The following is a 17,791-nucleotide window of genomic DNA, read 5'->3' on the forward strand; positions in this document are numbered from 1 at the left end:
CTACCGGTTGATTGAACCGGTAGATATGCCATGATGGATCGCATGACAAAGGCAGCGGAACAAACCCAGATCGCAGGCAAACTCCATTCCATGAAGCAGGCCTGCGAAATCACCGGCATGAACTACGAGGCCCTGAAGTTCTACTGCAACCAAGGACTGGTGCCGGGAGTCAGACGAGACGGCAACAACCGCAGGGTGTTCGACGACCGCGCCATCGCTTGGCTCAAGGGACTGGATTGTCTGAGGCGCTGCGGCCTGAGCATCAAGGAGATGCAGCGATATACCCGGCTGTGTATCGAGGGAGAAGGCACCATCCCCGAACGCAAGGACATCCTCGCCGCCAAGCGCAGGGACCTCGAGGCGAAACTGGCGGAGATCCAGGATGCCATAGACTATATCGACGGCAAGCAGGCGTTCTACGACGACGTCATTTCCGGCGCGATCCCCTATCGCAGCAACATCATCGATCCCGGCAGCTCGATCGGGGCATCAGCCAACGCATAGAAAGTTGTTCGTTCACGCCAAATCGACGAGGTAGGCAGCGTATGCCCGCCATGCCTCACGGGCGAAACGACGCCCCGCAGGATCATAGACGCGGTCCGACAAAGCGCTTGCGGGCATGACGCCGAGCAACGAGTTCGTGACGAACACCTCGTCCGCGGCAAGCAGATCCTCACGAGACGTCCGACGCTCAGCCGCCGCGCAATGCGCCATGACGTAGGCGCGCATGACGCCCGGCAGCAGTCCATCTCTCACCGGCGGAGTGAACAATCGTCCGCCCTTGGCCCAGAACACATTCGTGGTCGCGCCCTCGGCGACGAATCCCTGCATATTGACGAACAGCGGTTCATCGAAACCATCCCGGCGCGCGGCGCGCTTCTCCATGAGATTGTCGCCATAGTTCATGGATTTGAGATAGGTCAACGGCGAGGTTTCGTTCCGCCGCACTTCGCTGAACCGCAGCCTGAAGCCCCGTTCCCGGGCGGCGTCATCATAGGGGTTCGCGCGCGGCATCATCAGCAGATTGCACGGCGTAAGCACCAGTTTCACTGCGCCCCGCACCATATTCTCGCGCTCCAGCCAGGAAATCACATCGTGCTCGGTAACGCGTTCGCCCGCCTGCAATCCAAGGCGCCGCGCCCCTGCCTTGAGCCGTGCCATATGCTCGCCGAGGAACACCGGCTTGCCATGTTCGACCGCGATGGTTTCGAACAGGCCAAGTCCGAAGGCGATGCCGTCATCCCACAGCACTTCGGCGCGCGTCATATCAGCTCCTGCCATTTCATTCCTCCTCATTGCCGATGGCCTCCAGCAGCGCCTTCGCCTTCTGGAGCGTTTCGCGGTGTTCGAACGCCGGATCGGAGTCAATGGTGAGACCGCCGCCGGCGCCGAGCGTCCATTCGCCGTGCTCATGCACGGCCGTGCGGATGGCGATATTGAAATCGCAGTCCCCGTCCAACGACAGCCATCCGATGATGCCGGCATACAATCCCCTGCGGCTGCGTTCCAACTCGTCGATCAGTTCCATGCTGCGCTTCTTCGGCGCACCGGTGATGGAGCCGCCCGGAAAAGTCGCCCGCAGCAGGTCGGCGAAGCTCGTGCCGGCCAACAAGCGACCGCGCACGGTGGAGACAAGATGATGGACGGTCGCATATGATTCGATGGCGCAATGCCCGGTGACCTCCACACTGCCCGGCTCGCAGATGCGGCTCAGGTCGTTGCGTTCCAAGTCGACGACCATCAGCAGTTCCGCCCGATCCTTCTCCGACTCTGCCAGCTCGCGGCGCAGGGCGTCATCCCGCTCCTTGGTTGCGCCGCGCGGACGCGTTCCTTTGATCGGCCGGGTCTCGACCATGCCACGCCGCACCTGAAGAAAGCGCTCGGGCGAGGCGGAGACAACCGTCGAGTCCCCGTAATCCAGATACGCGCCGAAGGGCGCGGGATTATAGGTGCGCAGATACCGATACATCGCCTGCGGCGACGCTCCCCCACGCACGCGCATCCGTTGGCTCAGATTCACCACATAGGCGTCGCCGTCGCGCAGATGACCGATCAGCTTGCGGACCATCGCCCGATAGCCGGCGGCATCATAATCCGCCTCATACTTCGCCAACATATGGAGTCGGGCCGGAGACGCCTGCGATGGCCGCTCCGCGATGCCGCGCAACCAAGCCATCGTCTGTTCCAATTCCCTTCGCGCCGGCGCAAGCATGCCATGGGCCACAACCGAAATCGTATGGCTCCGGTGATCCTCGATCAGCAGCACATCGTAACAGGCGAAGCGCGCGTCGGGCAGATCGCTCCGACATGGATGCCGTGTGCCAACCGACACGAATCCGCGACCGAAATCGTATGAGCAATAGCCGATGACGCCCGTCGTCAGCGGCAGCTCCGTATCATTGTCCACACGCTCACATGCCAACCATGCGGACAGTTCCGTTTCAAGCGAATGTGGCAACTTCTTGCCGTTGCGTCGGCACACATCCCCACGCTGCGTCCATTCAATCGCCGGCCCGATGCCCAGAATCGACCACCGGCCATACCGACCTTGCAACGAGGAATCCAAGAAAGCGAAACCCGGGGTGACACCCGCCCCATGCCAGCCCTTCACCGCGGAGCTGCGCTCGCACGCTTCCCATACCCGCGCCAACGGCATATACAAATCCAAATCCGCCTGCCCCACCAATGCATCCACGATGCCCCAGCCTACCCCTCATCGGCGGTATGCGGCGCAAACATCACTCACAGAAATATTTTTTTCTGTTATCATCGATAACATAATATTATTTTTCTTTATGAGGTCGTCATGAGTAGATCACCGATACCTGTCGAACGCGCGATGCGAGTCATCGCCCGCAATCTCGACCTCGCCAGGCGACAGCAGCGCGTCACGATGGACCTGTTGTCCCAACGCGCCGACATATCGGTGCCCACGCTGCGCAAACTCCTCAACGAAGGCAAAGGAAGCCTTGATACGTTTCTGCGTGTGACGCGGATCCTTGGCCTGATGGATGGCGTTGCCGCCGCGACCGATCCACTGAACACGCCCGTCGGACGACTGCGCGCCAACGAGGACACGCCAAGCAGGGTGAGGTAGACGCATGGAATACGAAGTCACCGTTGAAATCGACGGACACGATGTGAACGTCGGACGGTTGTTCTGTCAAGCGCGCAGGGGCGTGGAAGCCTCGAGCTTCAGCTATGACGACGAATACTTGCACACGCCGAGCGCCTTCGCACTGGCGCCGGACATGCCCTTGACCGAAGGGACGATTCACTCGTCGGATGCTTCGATGTTCCGCGTGTTCCAGGATTGCATGCCCGACCGCTGGGGACGCACGCTCATGAAACGAGCGGAGCGAAACGCGGCTAGGCAAGAGCATCGCACAGCGAGAACGTTGTCCGAAGGCGACATGTTGGCCGGAGTCAACGATGAGACAAGACAGGGAGCGCTGCGCATCTGGTCGGATGGCGTCGCATTGTCCCCAAGCGAGAACGGAGTCCCCCGGGAAGTGAGCATCCCCGATCTATTGGGAAGCGCCGACCGAGCAGCGGCGGATATGAATGCAGATGTGCGTGATCTGCTGGCCGCGGGATCGAGTCTGGGCGGAGCACGCCCCAAGGCCTCGGTGAGAGATGAACGGGGAAGGCTGCTCATCGCGAAATTCCCTCGCTCTGTCGAGGACGAAGGCCGCGAGGTCTGTGCTTGGGAACGCACCGCACTGCAACTTGCCTCGGCATGTGGCATCAGCGTGCCCCGGACCCGTCTGCTGCGCGTGCGCGGACGCGCGGTATTGCTGACGGAACGTTTCGACCGCACGCCTAGAGGGAATAGAATCCCATACCTCAGCGGCATGACCGCGGTGCAAGGCCGGGATGGCGGCCACTATTCCTACCTGGAATTGGCGGAGTTCCTTGAAACAGAAGGCGGCTCCCCACAAACCGACATCCCGCGGCTTTGGAAACGGGCGTTGTTCGATTGTGCCATCGGCAACACGGATAACCATATGCGGAATCATGGTTTCCTGCACACGCGCCAGGGCTGGACGCTCGCCCCCGCCTTCGATATCAACCCCACCGCAGGCGACAATCCCAAGACGCTCAACACGTCGATTGATTATGACGATGATTCCGCCGAGCCAGAAGTGGCCATTGCAGTCAGCGACTTATTCCGTGTTTCACACGACGAGGCCAAGAACACGGCACGTGACATGGCTCAAGTATTAACCGGCTGGCGACGCGTGGCCTCGGTCAACGGCATATCCGCCTCGTCCATTGATTCGATGGCGACATGTTTCGAAGCCGGCATCGCTAAGTTGAGGGTCGCGGGCCAAGCATGAGACTCGCCACGCCCCTCAGCGCTTGATCCAGTTGGTGGGAAAAGTGCGCCGCTCGGATTCGGGGGCGCCGCGATGCCCGTGGACCTCGCAGGCGTCGAGGGAGGTCTCAAGTTCGGCGAAATCATCCATGTCGCCCACCCGCGATTCCTAGTCCGCAAGCTCCATATAGAGCAGAGGGTAAGGCCCGCCTTGTTCGTCACGTTCGGTGCATCGAACCACACGGAACCCCATATGCTCGTAAAAACCTCGCGCCTGCGGATTCTGCTCGTTCACCGCCAACGTGTGCACATCATAGGCCTCGATGCCATGGCGGATCAGCGCCTTGCCCACGCCATGCCCTCGTTCATCGGGGGCGACGAACAGCATCTCCAGCGAGCCGTCCTGCACGCCCATGAATGCGGGAGGCGTTCCGTCCTCCCGATTGGCGACCACCAGATGCGCGACGCCACACAACGCCTCCGGCACATACTTTTTGATGCGCACGATCTCGGATTCCGTCAGGAACAGATGCGTGGCCCTGACGGACGCCTCCCACACCTCCACCAACCTATGCACCAATTCCGGCGTGCGTTCCTCGACCTCGATGATATCCACGACGACTCCTCATGACGTTAGGGCGCATACCCATCGGCTCCGGCATAGGCCATGCTATCGGGCGATTGGGATTGGACCCGCAATATGGAGCGGCCACTCGTTCAGAAGAAGTGAACCATATTCAGTGAATGATATTCAATGAATATGATATAGTGATCTCATCCAGACAGAGCAACATGGGAGACACAATGGCGGAGCCCCATCTGACGAACCGACAGCGCGCGGCGATGCGGACGCGGGAGAAACTGCTGGACGCCGCCCGCGGCATCATCGCACGCAAAGGTCTGACCGGCACGTCGATCAGCGAAATCACCCAGGCATGCGGAGTGTCGACCGGCACCTTCTACACCTATTTCAAGCGCAAGGAGGACGTGGCCCTGGCCTTGAGCCGCGGCGCGTTCCGCGACATCACCGAGCGGGCGCTCGCCCACGACGGACCGCTGTCCGAAAGATTGACGATGTTCATGACAGATTTCGCCGCCCACATCGAGAACGACGGCATCAAGCTCTGCCAGGAATGGGTGCGCAACACCGTCGATCCCGATCTGGTCGAGGATGAGGACGACCGGAACAAACTCGCCACCGACCTCGCCTCCGCCACGCGGATCCTCGAGGACGGCAAGGCGCGAGACGAGCTCGCGGACGACTCCCCCATCGACGAACTGGCCCTCACGCTGACGCAGGTGCTGTACGGACAGATGCTGTGCTGGGATATGTCCGGCGGCGAGCACGGCTTCACCGAACGCACCCGCGACTTCTGCCAGCGATTCCTGCCTTCGCTGCTGGAACCTTATCTGGTCAAATAATCCCAATCCAACCATTCCAAACACCCCACGAAAGGAACATCATGACCGCCATTCCCTCCGTCACGCTCAACGACGGCGTTTCCATCCCCACCTTCGGCTTCGGCACCTTCCAACTGCCGCCCGACGGCACGACCTACCGCGCGGTGCGCGAGGCGCTGGACCTCGGCATCCGCCATATCGACACCGCGGTCGCCTATTTCAACGAGCAGGAGGTCGGCCAGGCCATCCGCGACTCAGGCCTCGACCGCTCTGAGGTCTTCGTGACCAGCAAGCTGTGGCTGCAGGATTACGGGCACGACCCGGCCGTCAAGAGCATCGAGACGAGCCTCAGGAAACTCGGCCTCGACTACATCGACCTCTATCTGATCCATCAGCCCTACGGCGACGTGCCCGGCGCATGGCGGGCGATGGAGGAGGCGAAGGAAGCCGGCCGCATCCGCTCCATCGGTGTGAGCAACATGACCCCGGCCATATGGAACAGCTTCGTGCCGCGGTTCGACACGATGCCTTCGGTCAACCAGGTCGAGTTCAACCCGTATTTCCAGCAGCATCCGATCCGCGAGATCATGGCCGCCGCGAACGTCACGCTGGAGGCCTGGGGGCCGCTGGGCCAGGGCAACGTCGATCTGCTCGCCGATCCGGTGGTCGCGGACATCGCCGCCGCCCACGGCAAGGACGCGGGCCAGACCATCCTGCGCTTCGAGCTGCAGGAGGGCGCGATCGTCTTCCCCAAGTCCTCGAATCCGGCGCGCATCAAGAGCAATATGGAGGTCTTCGACTTCGAGCTGACGGATGAGGAGATGAATCGCATGCGCGGGCTCGACACCGGCAGGGGCGCGCACGACCCGGACGCGCCGGGCGTGGCCGACTTCCTCATCGCCAACTTCGACGTGCACGCCGACGAGCGCGACGAGGCGGCCAACTAGTCGACACTATGGGGCTCCCGGTGCGATTGCGCCGAGAGCCCTCGGACTGCCTGGAGTGCGCACAGAATTATCGTCCGCTATCAGCGTGCGCACCATACGCAAGAAAATGAACAAACGCACATATCAAGAAATGGCATAACGCCAGCCTTTTGATATTTAAAATGTTCGATTCGCTCATGACGGCACTCACACATCCTTATTGAGAATCGTTCCGTGCGCAGTCAACATAGCCCATCCCCCTGAAACACGTTCCAGCGGCGTCCCAATAGGCGTGGTATTCGGGCGAGATTACGCTGCCACATGCGGAACGCGACAAGGAAGTCCTTGGGCTGCCATCGCTCGACGTAGGAGCATCGGCTATATGGCGCGGGTCAGCCGTTGCGTTTGATTTCGACGCCACCGACAGACAACGCAAGACACGATACACACCTGAAAACCAAGGAAACCGACGATTCTCACCCATTCACAGTCTCGATGCGAACGCCCGGCGCATAACGACATTCGGCAACGCCACGCCATGCCGAATCACCTGTTGTTCGCGCACGGCGACGTAGCCACGCTGTTCGAAGAACGGACGCGCGGTGAGCGAGGCATGCGTCTCGACGCACGGTGCGCCTTGGGAGAAAGCGAACGCTTCCAAGGCGTCGCATAGAGCCGAGCCCACGCCCTCGCGCTGGTGGCCACGGTGCACGTAGAGCATGTCGAGGTATCCGGAGTCATCGATGTTGCCAAAGCCGATGACGGCACGGTCCGGTCTCAAAGCCCCATCCGGCTCCACGGTCTCATCAGATCCCATGGCCACGAGGGTGTGCGTGCGCAGAAACCTGATGTTCCACGCTTCCCGGTCAATCGGCCCGCCGGCCCACGCCTCGAGCTGTTCGGCCCGATAGTCCGCCGCATTCACTGTGCGCACCGTGTCCCTGAACAGCCGTTCCATCGCCGCACAATCGTCCGAACGATACTCCCGTATCCGCATGCCAGTTCCCCTCGTCATATCATTCGCCCGAGCGCAGGAAATCGACGAAGGACTGGGCGGCGGGAGCGAGCGAGCGGCCCTTGCGCCAAGCGAGCAGGGTCTGGGTTTCGATGGGAGGATCGAGGGGCAGGAACCGCACGTCGGGAGCGCCTTCGCCCACGTTGAAGCCGATGCGCACGCCCAAGCCGGCGCGCACCATCTTGGTGCCGTTGAGCGTCAGGTTACAGGTGCCGGCGACGCGCGCTTGGCGGGCAGCGCGCCCCAGCCAAGTCATCACCTCGCGCCGCACCTCGGGGCGGGCCGGCACGATGAGATCCCTTCCTGCCAGATCGGCGGGCGTGACGGCCGTCCTGTCGCCTTGCGCAAGGGGATCGTCGGCGCGGACCGTCACTCCCCATACGTCGCGCTCGGGCAGACGCAGATAGTCGTATCGTTCCACGGCCACGGGCTCGACGAGCACCGCGAGGTCGAGCAACCCCTGGTCGAGCCGCTCCTTGGATACGTCGGCGGTCAGGGTGAACACGTCGAAGACCACCTGTGGGTGCGCGGCGCGGAAGTCCCGCATGCGCTCGAACAGACGAGGCAGGCTTCTGCTTTCGCCGCATCCCAAGGTGATGGTGCCCGACAACGCGCCGTTCGACTCATGCAGGTCGCGTTCGGTTTTGTCCGCCAAGGCGACCATGGTGCGGGCGCGCTCAAGCAGCATCCGGCCTTCATCCGTCAGCGTGATCTCGTGGGAGCCGCGACGGAACAGCGTCACGCCGAGCGCCTGTTCCATGGCACGCATCTGACGCGACAACGTCGGCTGCGAGATTCGCAGCAATTCCGCGGCCCAGGTGATGTTGCCCTCCTCCGCCACGGCGATGAAATACCGCAGCACGCGCAGGTCCAGCACTCCCCCGTTGGTTTTGCCCGGCATCGTTCCCTCCTCTCTTTCGCACCGGTTTTGCGGAACCATGGATTGCTTTCACATATGGCGCGATGTCTTCTGAAACTCCATCCATCATATGGCAGTTTCACGCAATATCATGCCTTTGGGGCATGGCAAGCATTCCCCGGCGAACATTGGCGGGCGACGATTCGCCTTCATATGATGGCAGCCGCCATCGCAAACACAACGCATCCGAAAGGTTCCGCATGCCGCCGATATCAGACACTTCGCCAGCGTCCCGTCCCACAGAGCGCACCTCGCGCATCCCCGTGGTCGCGGCGTCGACCGCGTTCTTTTTAAGCTGTCTCGACGTGCTGATCGTGAACCTCGCGCTGCCGACCATCGGAGAGCAGCTCGGCGGCGGCATATCGGATCTGCAATGGGTGGTCGATGGGTATACGTTGCCGTTCGCCGCGCTGTTGTTGGGCGCGGGCAATCTGGCGGACCGGTTCGGTGCCAAACGCGTGTTCGCCGCGGGCGCGGCACTGTTCCTCATCAGTTCGATTATCTGCACCTTCGCCGTCTCCATGCCGATGCTGGTGGCGGGCCGGGCCCTCATGGGCGTGGGCGCGGCGGCGCTGCTGCCTGCCTCGATGAGCGTGATCCGCGAGAACTACCCCGACCCGGTTGAGCAGGGACAGGCGCTCGGCTGGTGGGGCTTCGGCGGCACGATCGCCGCCGTGATGGGGCCGATTCTGGGCGGCTTCCTCACGCCGATCCACTGGAGCCTGGTCTTCGCGATCAATATCCCCGCGTGCGTGCTCATCCTGGCGCTGCTGCCACGCTTGCGAACCTCGCCGCGACGCCCCGCGCCCTTCGATTGGGCCGGCCAGATCTGCGCGGCGCTCGGTCTGGCCGGACTGGTCGCGGGACTGATCGAAGGCGGCGAACTGGGCTTCTCTTCGCCGCTGGTCATTGCGATGCTGGCGCTTGGCATCGTGTTCCTCGCGGCGTTCGTCATGGTCCAGCGCCGTGGCGAGCATCCGATGATGCCGTTGGACACCCTGGCGCCGCGCGATATGAAGGTGTCGCTGTTCATCGGATTGGTGTTCATGATCGCCTGGTACGGCATGGTGTTTCTCATCACCAGCCTGCTGCAGAACGAACTCGGCGCCTCCCCGATCATCGCCGGACTGGCATTCATCCCCTCCGCCTTCGCCGGCATGGTGGGCAACCTCGGCTCGCCCGGCGTAGCGGCGAAATTCGGCACCCGCGTGCCGGTGCTCGGCGGATTGGCCGGCATGACCGTGGGATTGGCCGCGTTGGCCTTGCTCGGCGGCACGCTCGATGTGTGGGCCATCACCGTGCTGGTCGCTCTCGTCGGTCTGGGATGCTCCTTCGTCACGCCGCCCGTCTCCGCGCTGGTGCTGCGCTGTGTGCCCGCCGAACGCTCCGGCATCGCGGGAGCGTTGTTCAACACGATGCGTCAGGTCGGAGCGACCCTTGGCGTGGCAGTGTTCGGCACATTGGTCGTGTCAATGCCCTCGTTCATCGGCGCGATGCGGGCGAGCTTCCTCGCCACCGCCGCGCTACTGGTCGTCTGCATCGTGCTGTCCGTGCGGCTCGACGCCACGAAATAACTGATTTGTCCGATATTCCATCACTACCGACAATCCATCAACATCACCAAGGAGAACGTCATGACCGCATAGGAAACCTATGAACTATCCAACGGCGTTCGCATCCCGAAGCTGGGACTGGGCACATGGTTCATCGAGGATGGAGTGACGGCCGCCTCTCGCAGTCTCACAACTTCGTTTCGACCATGCTCACAGCGAAGGCAATCCGTTCCGCGTGGTATAGTCAAACCCACTGATCAGCGAAAGTAGATCTCCGAAACTGGCGGGAAACCGCTGGCAACCTGGGGTAGATCCTCAGCAGTCGAGGGGAAGAGCCACGACACAGCCGGGGTCGCTCCCCGGCTTTTTCTTTACGGCGGGAGGGGCCATGGAGGAGCTGAGCATCTTCATCGACGAATCCGGCGAGCCCGGCACCGAATCCGAATTCTACGGCCTCACCTTAGTTCTCCATGACCAGAACCGCGAATTAAGGACAATGCTCAACGCATACGAGGGAAGTCTGCAGGACGGCGGGCAGGAGCTGGTCAGCGGCGCGGTGCGTGGCGCGATGCAATACACTCTGTCCCGCCAAGCAGTGCTGTATCGAAGTGAGTCGCCGGAGCAGTATCGGCTCGCTCAGGCCGCCGATTTCATCTGCACGCTCGAACTGACCGCGCGCAAATATGACGTAGGAAAGCAAACCGCCACCGATAGACGTTTCTTTGGTTCGCCCCGTGGCTTCAGACGAGACTATCTACGCCAAGTCAGACGCAAGCAACTGACGAGGGAATGACATGGCAACCGAACTAGTCTCACACACCGGGTTCGATTTGCTGACGAAGGCAGCGCGAATTCCATCGACACCGCCCATGAGCTCGTCGGTCCGCTCGCACGTCCCGGCGAAACGCCTCTGGCCGGCACTCGGACACCGGTGCCCGGGGAAGGCGAACGACGGTAGACGCACGACCGACCTCACTCCCCGAGCATGTCGCCGTAGCGGTGGACCAAGCCATCCCGCACCCGGCGAAACTCGGGGATGTAGTCGTCGATGATGGTTGCAACGAGCCGCTTCATGTGCTCGCCGTCATAGACATGCGCGGAATCGTTACGGTCGTGCAGCATGCGCAACCAATATTCCTCGTCCATGAAATCGTAGTATTTGTGCGCGGTCTTGAGCACGTCGCGCGGTGAGCCGGACGCGGACACCGGGTCGCCTTCGTAGGCGAGCAGCGCCTTGAGCAATTTCCACCCCAACTCGAACTGCAATGCGAACTTATCCACGATGCCGCTTTGCACGAATTCGTTATCAAGGTCTTGATGCGGAGCTTGTTCAAGCGTCCTCAACGCGGAGGCGTAGTTCTCATACTTTTTCATACAGCACCTTTCCATCGCGCTCGATCTGCGCGCGCAATTCCTCGGAGACCGGCCCGTCGAGGTTGATCACATCAATGTCCAGCAACGACCACAGGTCGTTCTGCAGCTTGTCATAAAGTCCGTCGAAATCGCGGCATCCCTCGACGGCGAGGTCGATGTCGCTGGTCGGGCGATTCTCGCCCCGCGCGCGCGAGCCGAAGAGCAGCACGCGCTTCGCGCCGAATTCGGAGGCGAACCGCCCGATCTGCCGATACACATCCTCGATGGGCACCATCTCGCCTCCTTCCGCCTCGCGCTCATTCAAGGATACGTCACCAGACGTCTCGCGTATGAGTATGCTGTTGGCATGGCGATGGAACCCGCCGGGAAGGTGACGTCCTTCCGAACCGCATCCGCTGATAGTTCCTACCCGATTCCTTGGGGCGAGTATGCCCGGGCACGGGCAGGACTGTCGTTCTTCTCCTCCCGTTCCGGCATCGCCCGGAAAGAGTCCGTGGATCATGAATGAATCCTCTGCGACCGCACGGCCGCGTCATCTCATCCGCATCGACATCCTCTGCGTGGTGTTCGTGGGCGGCGCGTTTGGCACGGCGCTGCGATACGCCCTGTCAACGCCGCCCGCGTTCGGTTTGCCCGGCGAACCCAGCGCATTTCACATCGGCACCTTCATTGCGAATATGCTGGCGGCATGCGCCTACGCAGGCCTGACCGCCTACCTGTCGGGCGCGCGATGGTTGCCCGCGCAACGCAAGGAGCACGTCAGCCGAGGCCTGGGCATGGGACTGTGCGGAGGCCTGTCCACCATGTCCACGCTGGCATTGGAGGAATTCACCTCGGTGAGAGACGGCGCCGCCGGCGGTGCGCTCGTCTATTGTCTGCTGACCTTCGCCTGCGGCCTGCTGCTGGCATGGATCGGCGTGATCGTCGGGCTGCGTCTGGCGCGGTGGCGGGAATGTCGCATCAACGACGCAACTGACGACGGCACCCAAGGAAGCAGCTCCCGCGATGGCAAGGAGGCGGCACGATGAGCATGTTGATTCCCCTCGCCGTCTGCCTATGCGGCGGATTCGGCGCATCGCTGCGGTACGTCTGCGACACCTGGATCAAGGCGCATTGGAAGCACGTCTTCCCGCTGTCCACATTCGCGATCAACGTGACGGCCGGTTTCGCAGCCGGCGCCGTCGCGGCGCTCTATGCCAGCGCCACGGTTCCCGACCCGTGGCATCTTCTGCTGGCGACCGGCCTGCTCGGCGGCTTCTCGACCTTCTCGACCGCAATCAACGAAATGGTGACCTTGACCCGGCAACGGCGCTGGCCGACGGCCTGCGGCTACCTGGCGGCCGCAGTCATCGCGCCGGTCGCCGCCGTTGCATGCGGATATCTCCTGATTTGACGCACATTTGCTTCCGTATGCTCAACCGCATACGGAAGCAAATCCAAACACTTCAGAAAACCATTAGCAGTCCATTTCAAAGAACGCGACGGCATGGATGGAACTAGGACTACAGCCCAGTAAGCCTTCTATAGCTCAGCTATTGACCAAGTTTCGGCAGGTCATCAAAAGAAATCACCGGGGCAGGTTCTTCCAATTCCGTGACATCGATGTACGGTTTAAGAACATCCAGCACTGCCTGGGAATCGATGTTCACAGACCGATACAATTCCTCGAAATCAGTCTCGTCATACGCATGCACTAGCCAATCCCGCATACCTGCGATTGCCTTCCATTCGGTATCCGATTCCATAGCTCGAAATTGCTTGGACAGTTTTTCACGTGTTCGCCGGCCTGCGCAACTGCCATAGCCGTTGCCAACTGCGTTTTCTCGTCCGCCATGAACTCTTCTATCGACATGTGCTCGATGAACGAACGGGCTTTAACCAAATAGCGCACGATGGCCAGCACATGCACTTCATCGCGCTCCGAAAGATTAATCTCGTCTCCCATGCCAGCACCTCACACGATCCGATACATCGGATATTTACCGAGGTTGCGCACAAAGGCGCGACGCTGCAATTCGGCCAACGGGTCGGAATCGATGGCATTGGTGACATAGCTCTTTCGAGTTAAATCAACGTCACGTCCCAAAGCCTTGCATAGATCGTTGCGCAATCCACGAACCGTGCGGGAGCGTTGCGAATCGGTTGCGGGAAGGCGATAAATGAAATCGACATCGGAATCCTCGCGAGCCTCATCACGTGCCATGGAACCGAAGAGATACAGCTCTTCGACCCCGTATTTACGCGCTATCGGCAAGGCAATGCGGGTGATGGTCTGCGGATCCAGCTCTGGCTTCTCGACAACCGACATCATATGCCTCCCATCCGTTGTCGTTCCAATCTCATCATATCCCAGAAAATCGTCGACCCCAGAAATCCGATGGGGATCATTACGCGACAAACGTTCCATTACATGTAGCTTGATGACCTGCTTAGCTACAGATAATCGAATAAATGTAGCTAAGGGCTTAGGAACGGAAGCTCAAGACAGATGCCAGCATCGGAACGGATATGCGTCAAACGTTATACGTGGGCGAGGCGGCACGAGCTTCGTCATGGTCGGCGGCGAGGGTGTCGAGAAGCACCGGAGGCAGGACCTTGATCAGACGACGGATGAAAGGATTGGCGAAAGGCAGTTCTCCGTTGGGGCCGAGTAGTTCGACGCGTTCATCGGAGAGCATACCCATGATGCCTCCAATGAAGAATGCGACGGCGAGACGGGATTGTGGGCCCAACGTCGCGGGATCCAGACCCATGACGCAGCACCAGGCATCAAGTGCCGAGGCTCGCAGCAAGGATTGCAGTGCGGGCGAGCCATGGGGTCCCATCGCCAGCGACAGATGCTTGACCTGCGTTCGATAGCGGGCAAGATCCAGTCCGGCCGCCATATCCGTTCCGATATCCGCGGATGACGCCACCGGAGATACCATTCCGGGGAATGGCGTGTTGACCCCGCCTTGTGCATCGCTTGAATCGTTTGACCAACCGGCTGCCCGCCTCCCCATGAATCGCGAAAGCACGTTCATCATCGCCTCGCGCGGCAGGCTTTCCTCGACGGCATCACGGGCCAGATCATCGAGGTTGGCGTAGTGATAGTAGAAGGCGTTCTTATTGACGCCGGCCTCACGAACCAGATCACGCACCGTGATCGAGGCGAGGGGACGTTTCTCCAGCAATCTCCAGAATGCCGCGCGTAGCCGTTCCGGCGCACCGACGCGCGGCGCGGCCGACGATTGTTCCCTCATACGCACCTCCCGGGGCGTCGCCCAACGAATCCACTGGCCGGATGGCATCGAAATGGCCATTTCGTCCCTGTGCAGGCAAGGGTAGCATCGGTCGCGGAATCCAGCGCCCAGCGCATCCGCATGGGCTCGAAGAGACGGCGCCACGAAAGCCAAGGAGGAATATCGATGCGGCAACATGATGACAGTCCCACCGCAGACCGCGGCGAGACATCGAGAACGACCCCCGCCAACGAGGGCCGTGGCACCGCCGCGCCGGCGATCACATTCGACGACGTATGCCGCGCATACGGCACACGCACCCCGTTCAAGGACGACCGCCGCATGGTGCTCGACCATGTGAATCTGACGGTGCCGCGCGGCGCGATCCTGTGCCTGCTGGGCCCCTCCGGCGCGGGCAAGACCACGATGGTGAATCTGGTGATGGGCAATATCACGCCGACAAGCGGCACCGTGCGCGTGCTCGGCGAGAAAGCGCCATATCCGCATATCCGCCGTCGCATCGGCTATATGCCGCAGGACGAAGCACTGTACGACGACATCACGGCCGAGGAGAACCTGCGTTTCTTCGGCGCGATGAACGGCATGCGCGGCAAGGCGCTCGACGCCCGTGTCGAGGAGGCGCTGGCCTTCGGACGTCTCACCGAGCATCGCGGGAAGCTCGTGTCGTCATATTCCGGAGGCATGAAACGCCGCCTGTCGCTTGGCGTGGCGATGCTGCACGAACCGGAGCTGATGGTGCTCGACGAGCCGACCGTCGGGCTCGACCCCGATCACCGACAGCGCATTTGGCGCGCCTTCCGCGGCATGGCGGCTGAGGGCACGACGCTGCTGGTCACCACGCATGTGATGGACGAAGCCGCGCGCTGCGACCGCATCGCCATGCTCAACCACGGCCATATCGTCGCGGCAGACGCCCCCGCGCGGATCCTGGAGCGCACCGGCGCCATGGATCTGGAGGAAGCGTTCCTCACGCTGACAGGCGCGAATAATGCCGGCACCGGCACCGACCCCGACGCCGCAGAGAACACCGACACCACGAAGGAGGCCTGATATGACCGGACTGTTCGCCGTCGCACGACGCATCCTACTGCAATTCGCCCACGACAAGCGCACGCTGGCGCTGCTCTTCGTCGCCCCACTGGTGGTGCTGTGGCTGCTGTCGGTGCTGCTGGGCGCCGACACCACCGACCCCAGGATCGCCGCCGTCTCGCTGCCGGACGCCTATGTGACCCAGTTGGAACGTCAGGAGGCCGAGGTGCGCGTCACCGACCAAGCCGAGGCCGACCGTCTGCTGGCCGATGACGAGATCGACGCCGCACTGTCCATGAAAGACGACAAAACCCTGCTGATCACCGCCGAGGGCAGCGATGCGACGAAAACCGCCGCCGTGGCGTCCGCGGCCACCAAGGCGCTCGCCGAGCTGCGTCAGGATTCAGCCGAGAACGCCCAGCAACAGATCAAGGACCAGATGGCGCAGGTCTCCAAGCTGCTGGCGACCATGCCCGGAGCCCCGGCCGGCGCGGCACCTTCGCTGGATCTTGACCTGGACACCGACCTCGCCTCCGCCTCACCGATCGATGACATCGACACCGCCTATCTGCATGGCAGCGAGGATTGGAAGATGTTCGACTATTACGGCCCCGTGTTCATCGGCGTGTTCCTCTTCGCCTTCACCTTCATCACGTCGGGCATGTCGCTGGTCACCGAGCGCACGAACGGCACGATGGAGCGTTTTCTGGCCACACCGGTCAAACCCTTCCAGATTCTCGGCGGCTATGTGCTCGCCTATGGGCTGCTGGCGGCCGTGCAGTCGGCGGTGATCCTGTGGGTGGCGCTGACGTTCATCGGTTTTCCGAACGAGGGATCGGTCGGATGGGTGGTGCTGACGACCGTGTCGATGGCATTGGTTTCGGTGACGCTCGGCCTGCTGGTCTCCCGTTTGGCCCGCAGCGCCTTCCAAGTCATCCAATTGATCCTGCTCTTCGTCGTCCCGCAGATCCTGCTGTGCGGCATGTTCGATCTGGCAGGCACGCCCACATGGATGCAGGCGTTGGGCAAGGTCATGCCGCTGACCTACGGCGTGGACGCGTTGCGCGACGTGATGCTGCGTGGCGCCGGATTCGACCGCATCGCCGGCGATCTTGCCGTGATATGGCTGTTCGTCGCGGTCTTCTTCGTGTTCGCCGCGCTAGGCCTGCGCAAGAAGCGCGCACGCTGAGCCGGGTCGGGGTGATGGGCGGGTTGGGCTCATGCCCGTCACTCTGACCGCTTTGCCGCGTTGCCCCCGCTTCGTCAGTCCACCGCGACCGCTTTGACGAGGAGCATCATCGGACGGCGCAGTTCATCGAGCATACCGGGTTGGTCGAGCATGGACGCGGGCGGTTCGGCTTCCTCGATGGCGTCGAGACGGAAACCGGCCTTCAGCAGGCCGCCCAGGATCTGGGTCAGGGTGTGGTGCTGTTTGACGACCTCGCAGCCGAGGAAGTGCGTGACGCGCGGGCCGGGGCGGTAATAGTCGTCGATTGGCCAATGGTCGGGACGGCCGGCCGCGTCGTAGACCCAATCCTGGCCGACGCCGGCGGTGAAGGATGGGTGCTCGATGTTCATCACGAACACGCCGCCGGGTTTGAGCGTGCGGTGGATCAGCCGATACACGGCGTCCAGATCAGCCACATAATGCAGGGCGAGGTTGGATATTACGCAATCCCACATCGATTCGGGATAGTCGTAGTCCTCGATGGCGCAGCGGCGGTAATCGATTGACGCTCCCGGGTTGCGGCGACGTGCCTCGTCAAGCATCCGCTCGCTGGCGTCGATCCCGAGCACATGCGCGGCTCCGTGGTCAGCCGCATACCGGCAATGCCAGCCATATCCGCAGCCCAAGTCCAACACATCCGCGCCACGAAAATCCGGCAGCATCGGCTCCAACTGACGCCACTCCCCCGCGGCCTGCAACCCGCCCTGGCTGCGCGACATCTTCGCGTATTCGTCGAAGAACCCGGGATCGTCGTATTCGGATTTCACATCGGTCATCGCCGCCGCT

22 protein-coding genes, 2 pseudogenes and 1 riboswitch are annotated in these 17,791 nt (G+C 61.9%); of the genes and pseudogenes, 12 read left to right on the plus strand and 12 right to left on the minus strand.

Features of this window, described 5'->3' with window-relative positions:
- Positions 1-42: 42 nt before the first annotated feature.
- The gene (locus AC1AUD_RS06180; RefSeq protein WP_476573113.1) at positions 43-504 is read left to right on the plus strand and encodes a MerR family transcriptional regulator; all 462 of its coding nucleotides are present in this window, start codon (positions 43-45) and stop codon (positions 502-504) included.
- A gap of 12 nt (positions 505-516) precedes the next feature.
- Here AC1AUD_RS06180 and AC1AUD_RS06185 read toward each other — a convergent pair whose 3' ends face one another.
- Positions 517-1,281: an aminotransferase class IV gene (locus AC1AUD_RS06185; protein ID WP_476573115.1), complete on the minus strand. Its 765-nt coding sequence runs from the start codon at positions 1,279-1,281 to the stop codon at positions 517-519.
- A 1-nt stretch (position 1,282) separates the two neighbouring features.
- Entirely contained in the window at positions 1,283-2,656 is a 1,374-nt protein-coding gene (pabB, locus tag AC1AUD_RS06190) for an aminodeoxychorismate synthase component I (RefSeq protein ID WP_476573189.1), read from the minus strand.
- Between the two features lie 150 nt (positions 2,657-2,806).
- Here pabB and AC1AUD_RS06195 point away from each other — a divergent pair, with 150 nt between their 5' ends.
- From AC1AUD_RS06195 to AC1AUD_RS06205, 3 genes and pseudogenes are all read left to right on the plus strand, one after another.
- Complete coding sequence (locus AC1AUD_RS06195; protein WP_476573116.1) at positions 2,807-3,097, plus strand: hypothetical protein; 291 nt, start codon at positions 2,807-2,809, stop codon at positions 3,095-3,097.
- 4 nt (positions 3,098-3,101) lie between these two features.
- Positions 3,102-3,353: pseudogene (locus AC1AUD_RS06200) on the plus strand (HipA N-terminal domain-containing protein); the annotation flags it as partial.
- Between the two features lie 45 nt (positions 3,354-3,398).
- Positions 3,399-4,340 (plus strand): type II toxin-antitoxin system HipA family toxin, encoded by a 942-nt coding sequence (locus AC1AUD_RS06205; protein WP_476573191.1) that lies wholly within the window; start codon positions 3,399-3,401, stop codon positions 4,338-4,340.
- A 15-nt stretch (positions 4,341-4,355) separates the two neighbouring features.
- Here AC1AUD_RS06205 and AC1AUD_RS06210 read toward each other — a convergent pair whose 3' ends face one another.
- Both AC1AUD_RS06210 and AC1AUD_RS06215 read right to left on the minus strand, forming a co-directional pair.
- A complete protein-coding gene (locus tag AC1AUD_RS06210; protein WP_476573119.1) occupies positions 4,356-4,478 on the minus strand; it encodes a hypothetical protein in 123 nt (40 codons plus the stop codon).
- A gap of 9 nt (positions 4,479-4,487) precedes the next feature.
- Positions 4,488-4,934, minus strand: a complete 447-nt coding sequence (locus AC1AUD_RS06215) for a GNAT family N-acetyltransferase (RefSeq protein ID WP_476573122.1) — start codon at positions 4,932-4,934, stop codon at positions 4,488-4,490.
- Positions 4,935-5,110: 176 nt separating this feature from the next.
- Here AC1AUD_RS06215 and AC1AUD_RS06220 point away from each other — a divergent pair, with 176 nt between their 5' ends.
- Together AC1AUD_RS06220 and AC1AUD_RS06225 are read left to right on the plus strand one after the other, a co-directional pair.
- The gene (locus AC1AUD_RS06220) at positions 5,111-5,740 is read left to right on the plus strand and encodes a TetR/AcrR family transcriptional regulator (protein WP_476573124.1); all 630 of its coding nucleotides are present in this window, start codon (positions 5,111-5,113) and stop codon (positions 5,738-5,740) included.
- Positions 5,741-5,781: 41 nt separating this feature from the next.
- Entirely contained in the window at positions 5,782-6,666 is an 885-nt protein-coding gene (locus AC1AUD_RS06225) for an aldo/keto reductase (RefSeq protein WP_476573126.1), read from the plus strand.
- Between the two features lie 463 nt (positions 6,667-7,129).
- Here the strand turns inward: AC1AUD_RS06225 and AC1AUD_RS06230 are convergent, their stop codons facing one another.
- Entirely contained in the window at positions 7,130-7,642 is a 513-nt protein-coding gene (locus tag AC1AUD_RS06230; RefSeq protein ID WP_476573128.1) for a GNAT family N-acetyltransferase, read from the minus strand.
- 19 nt (positions 7,643-7,661) lie between these two features.
- On the minus strand, positions 7,662-8,561 hold the full coding sequence (locus AC1AUD_RS06235; RefSeq protein WP_476573130.1) for a LysR family transcriptional regulator: 900 nt from the start codon (positions 8,559-8,561) through the stop codon (positions 7,662-7,664).
- Positions 8,562-8,779: 218 nt separating this feature from the next.
- Here AC1AUD_RS06235 and AC1AUD_RS06240 point away from each other — a divergent pair, with 218 nt between their 5' ends.
- Entirely contained in the window at positions 8,780-10,153 is a 1,374-nt protein-coding gene (locus tag AC1AUD_RS06240) for an MFS transporter (RefSeq protein ID WP_476573132.1), read from the plus strand.
- A gap of 367 nt (positions 10,154-10,520) precedes the next feature.
- The gene (locus AC1AUD_RS06245) at positions 10,521-10,925 is read left to right on the plus strand and encodes a hypothetical protein (protein WP_476573134.1); all 405 of its coding nucleotides are present in this window, start codon (positions 10,521-10,523) and stop codon (positions 10,923-10,925) included.
- A 179-nt stretch (positions 10,926-11,104) separates the two neighbouring features.
- Here the strand turns inward: AC1AUD_RS06245 and AC1AUD_RS06250 are convergent, their stop codons facing one another.
- On the minus strand, positions 11,105-11,506 hold the full coding sequence (locus AC1AUD_RS06250; RefSeq protein WP_476573136.1) for an HI0074 family nucleotidyltransferase substrate-binding subunit: 402 nt from the start codon (positions 11,504-11,506) through the stop codon (positions 11,105-11,107).
- The gene (locus AC1AUD_RS06255) at positions 11,493-11,780 is read right to left on the minus strand and encodes a nucleotidyltransferase family protein (RefSeq protein ID WP_476573137.1); all 288 of its coding nucleotides are present in this window, start codon (positions 11,778-11,780) and stop codon (positions 11,493-11,495) included. Before AC1AUD_RS06255 ends, AC1AUD_RS06250 begins: the two co-directional genes overlap by 14 nt.
- 65 nt (positions 11,781-11,845) lie before the next feature.
- A riboswitch (Fluoride riboswitch) is annotated at positions 11,846-11,921 on the plus strand.
- An 85-nt stretch (positions 11,922-12,006) separates the two neighbouring features.
- Between AC1AUD_RS06255 and AC1AUD_RS06260 the strand changes: the two genes are divergently transcribed.
- Entirely contained in the window at positions 12,007-12,534 is a 528-nt protein-coding gene (locus AC1AUD_RS06260) for a FluC/FEX family fluoride channel (RefSeq protein ID WP_476573139.1), read from the plus strand.
- Positions 12,531-12,899: a fluoride efflux transporter FluC gene (locus tag AC1AUD_RS06265; RefSeq protein ID WP_476573140.1), complete on the plus strand. Its 369-nt coding sequence runs from the start codon at positions 12,531-12,533 to the stop codon at positions 12,897-12,899. Before AC1AUD_RS06260 ends, AC1AUD_RS06265 begins: the two co-directional genes overlap by 4 nt.
- A 286-nt stretch (positions 12,900-13,185) precedes the next feature.
- Here the strand turns inward: AC1AUD_RS06265 and AC1AUD_RS06270 are convergent.
- The 3 genes and pseudogenes from AC1AUD_RS06270 to AC1AUD_RS06280 all read right to left on the minus strand — a co-directional run.
- Positions 13,186-13,451 (minus strand): annotated as a pseudogene (locus AC1AUD_RS06270) (HepT-like ribonuclease domain-containing protein); the annotation flags it as partial.
- A gap of 9 nt (positions 13,452-13,460) precedes the next feature.
- Positions 13,461-13,913, minus strand: coding sequence for a nucleotidyltransferase family protein (locus AC1AUD_RS06275; RefSeq protein ID WP_476573141.1), 453 nt, complete (start codon positions 13,911-13,913; stop codon positions 13,461-13,463).
- Between the two features lie 106 nt (positions 13,914-14,019).
- Positions 14,020-14,748: a TetR/AcrR family transcriptional regulator gene (locus tag AC1AUD_RS06280; protein ID WP_476573143.1), complete on the minus strand. Its 729-nt coding sequence runs from the start codon at positions 14,746-14,748 to the stop codon at positions 14,020-14,022.
- Positions 14,749-14,913: 165 nt separating this feature from the next.
- On the opposite strand from AC1AUD_RS06280, the gene AC1AUD_RS06285 reads away from it, so the two are divergent.
- Entirely contained in the window at positions 14,914-15,798 is an 885-nt protein-coding gene (locus AC1AUD_RS06285) for an ABC transporter ATP-binding protein (RefSeq protein WP_476573145.1), read from the plus strand.
- Position 15,799: 1 nt separating this feature from the next.
- The gene (locus AC1AUD_RS06290; RefSeq protein WP_476573147.1) at positions 15,800-16,966 is read left to right on the plus strand and encodes an ABC transporter permease; all 1,167 of its coding nucleotides are present in this window, start codon (positions 15,800-15,802) and stop codon (positions 16,964-16,966) included.
- A 74-nt stretch (positions 16,967-17,040) separates the two neighbouring features.
- Here AC1AUD_RS06290 and AC1AUD_RS06295 read toward each other — a convergent pair whose 3' ends face one another.
- The gene (locus AC1AUD_RS06295; protein ID WP_476573148.1) at positions 17,041-17,781 is read right to left on the minus strand and encodes a class I SAM-dependent methyltransferase; all 741 of its coding nucleotides are present in this window, start codon (positions 17,779-17,781) and stop codon (positions 17,041-17,043) included.
- Between the last annotated feature and the right edge of the window lie 10 nt (positions 17,782-17,791).

Source organism: Bifidobacterium sp. LH_730, from assembly GCF_056355835.1.

Bases quoted from the DNA above. Each gene is read 5' to 3' on its own strand.
- AC1AUD_RS06255 (WP_476573137.1), bottom strand. From the start codon at position 11,780: ATGGTGCCCATCGAGGATGTGTATCGGCAGATCGGGCGGTTCGCCTCC.
- AC1AUD_RS06265 (WP_476573140.1), top strand. From the start codon at position 12,531: ATGAGCATGTTGATTCCCCTCGCCGTCTGCCTATGCGGCGGATTCGGC.
- AC1AUD_RS06185 (WP_476573115.1), bottom strand. From the start codon at position 1,281: ATGGCAGGAGCTGATATGACGCGCGCCGAAGTGCTGTGGGATGACGGC.
- AC1AUD_RS06280 (WP_476573143.1), bottom strand. From the start codon at position 14,748: ATGAGGGAACAATCGTCGGCCGCGCCGCGCGTCGGTGCGCCGGAACGG.
- AC1AUD_RS06260 (WP_476573139.1), top strand. From the start codon at position 12,007: ATGAATGAATCCTCTGCGACCGCACGGCCGCGTCATCTCATCCGCATC.
- AC1AUD_RS06240 (WP_476573132.1), top strand. From the start codon at position 8,780: ATGCCGCCGATATCAGACACTTCGCCAGCGTCCCGTCCCACAGAGCGC.
- AC1AUD_RS06195 (WP_476573116.1), top strand. From the start codon at position 2,807: ATGAGTAGATCACCGATACCTGTCGAACGCGCGATGCGAGTCATCGCC.
- AC1AUD_RS06275 (WP_476573141.1), bottom strand. From the start codon at position 13,913: ATGGAACGTTTGTCGCGTAATGATCCCCATCGGATTTCTGGGGTCGAC.
- AC1AUD_RS06230 (WP_476573128.1), bottom strand. From the start codon at position 7,642: ATGCGGATACGGGAGTATCGTTCGGACGATTGTGCGGCGATGGAACGG.
- AC1AUD_RS06220 (WP_476573124.1), top strand. From the start codon at position 5,111: ATGGGAGACACAATGGCGGAGCCCCATCTGACGAACCGACAGCGCGCG.
- AC1AUD_RS06290 (WP_476573147.1), top strand. From the start codon at position 15,800: ATGACCGGACTGTTCGCCGTCGCACGACGCATCCTACTGCAATTCGCC.
- AC1AUD_RS06285 (WP_476573145.1), top strand. From the start codon at position 14,914: ATGCGGCAACATGATGACAGTCCCACCGCAGACCGCGGCGAGACATCG.
- AC1AUD_RS06235 (WP_476573130.1), bottom strand. From the start codon at position 8,561: ATGCCGGGCAAAACCAACGGGGGAGTGCTGGACCTGCGCGTGCTGCGG.
- AC1AUD_RS06295 (WP_476573148.1), bottom strand. From the start codon at position 17,781: ATGACCGATGTGAAATCCGAATACGACGATCCCGGGTTCTTCGACGAA.
- pabB (WP_476573189.1), bottom strand. From the start codon at position 2,656: ATGCCGTTGGCGCGGGTATGGGAAGCGTGCGAGCGCAGCTCCGCGGTG.
- AC1AUD_RS06225 (WP_476573126.1), top strand. From the start codon at position 5,782: ATGACCGCCATTCCCTCCGTCACGCTCAACGACGGCGTTTCCATCCCC.
- AC1AUD_RS06245 (WP_476573134.1), top strand. From the start codon at position 10,521: ATGGAGGAGCTGAGCATCTTCATCGACGAATCCGGCGAGCCCGGCACC.
- AC1AUD_RS06250 (WP_476573136.1), bottom strand. From the start codon at position 11,506: ATGAAAAAGTATGAGAACTACGCCTCCGCGTTGAGGACGCTTGAACAA.
- AC1AUD_RS06180 (WP_476573113.1), top strand. From the start codon at position 43: ATGACAAAGGCAGCGGAACAAACCCAGATCGCAGGCAAACTCCATTCC.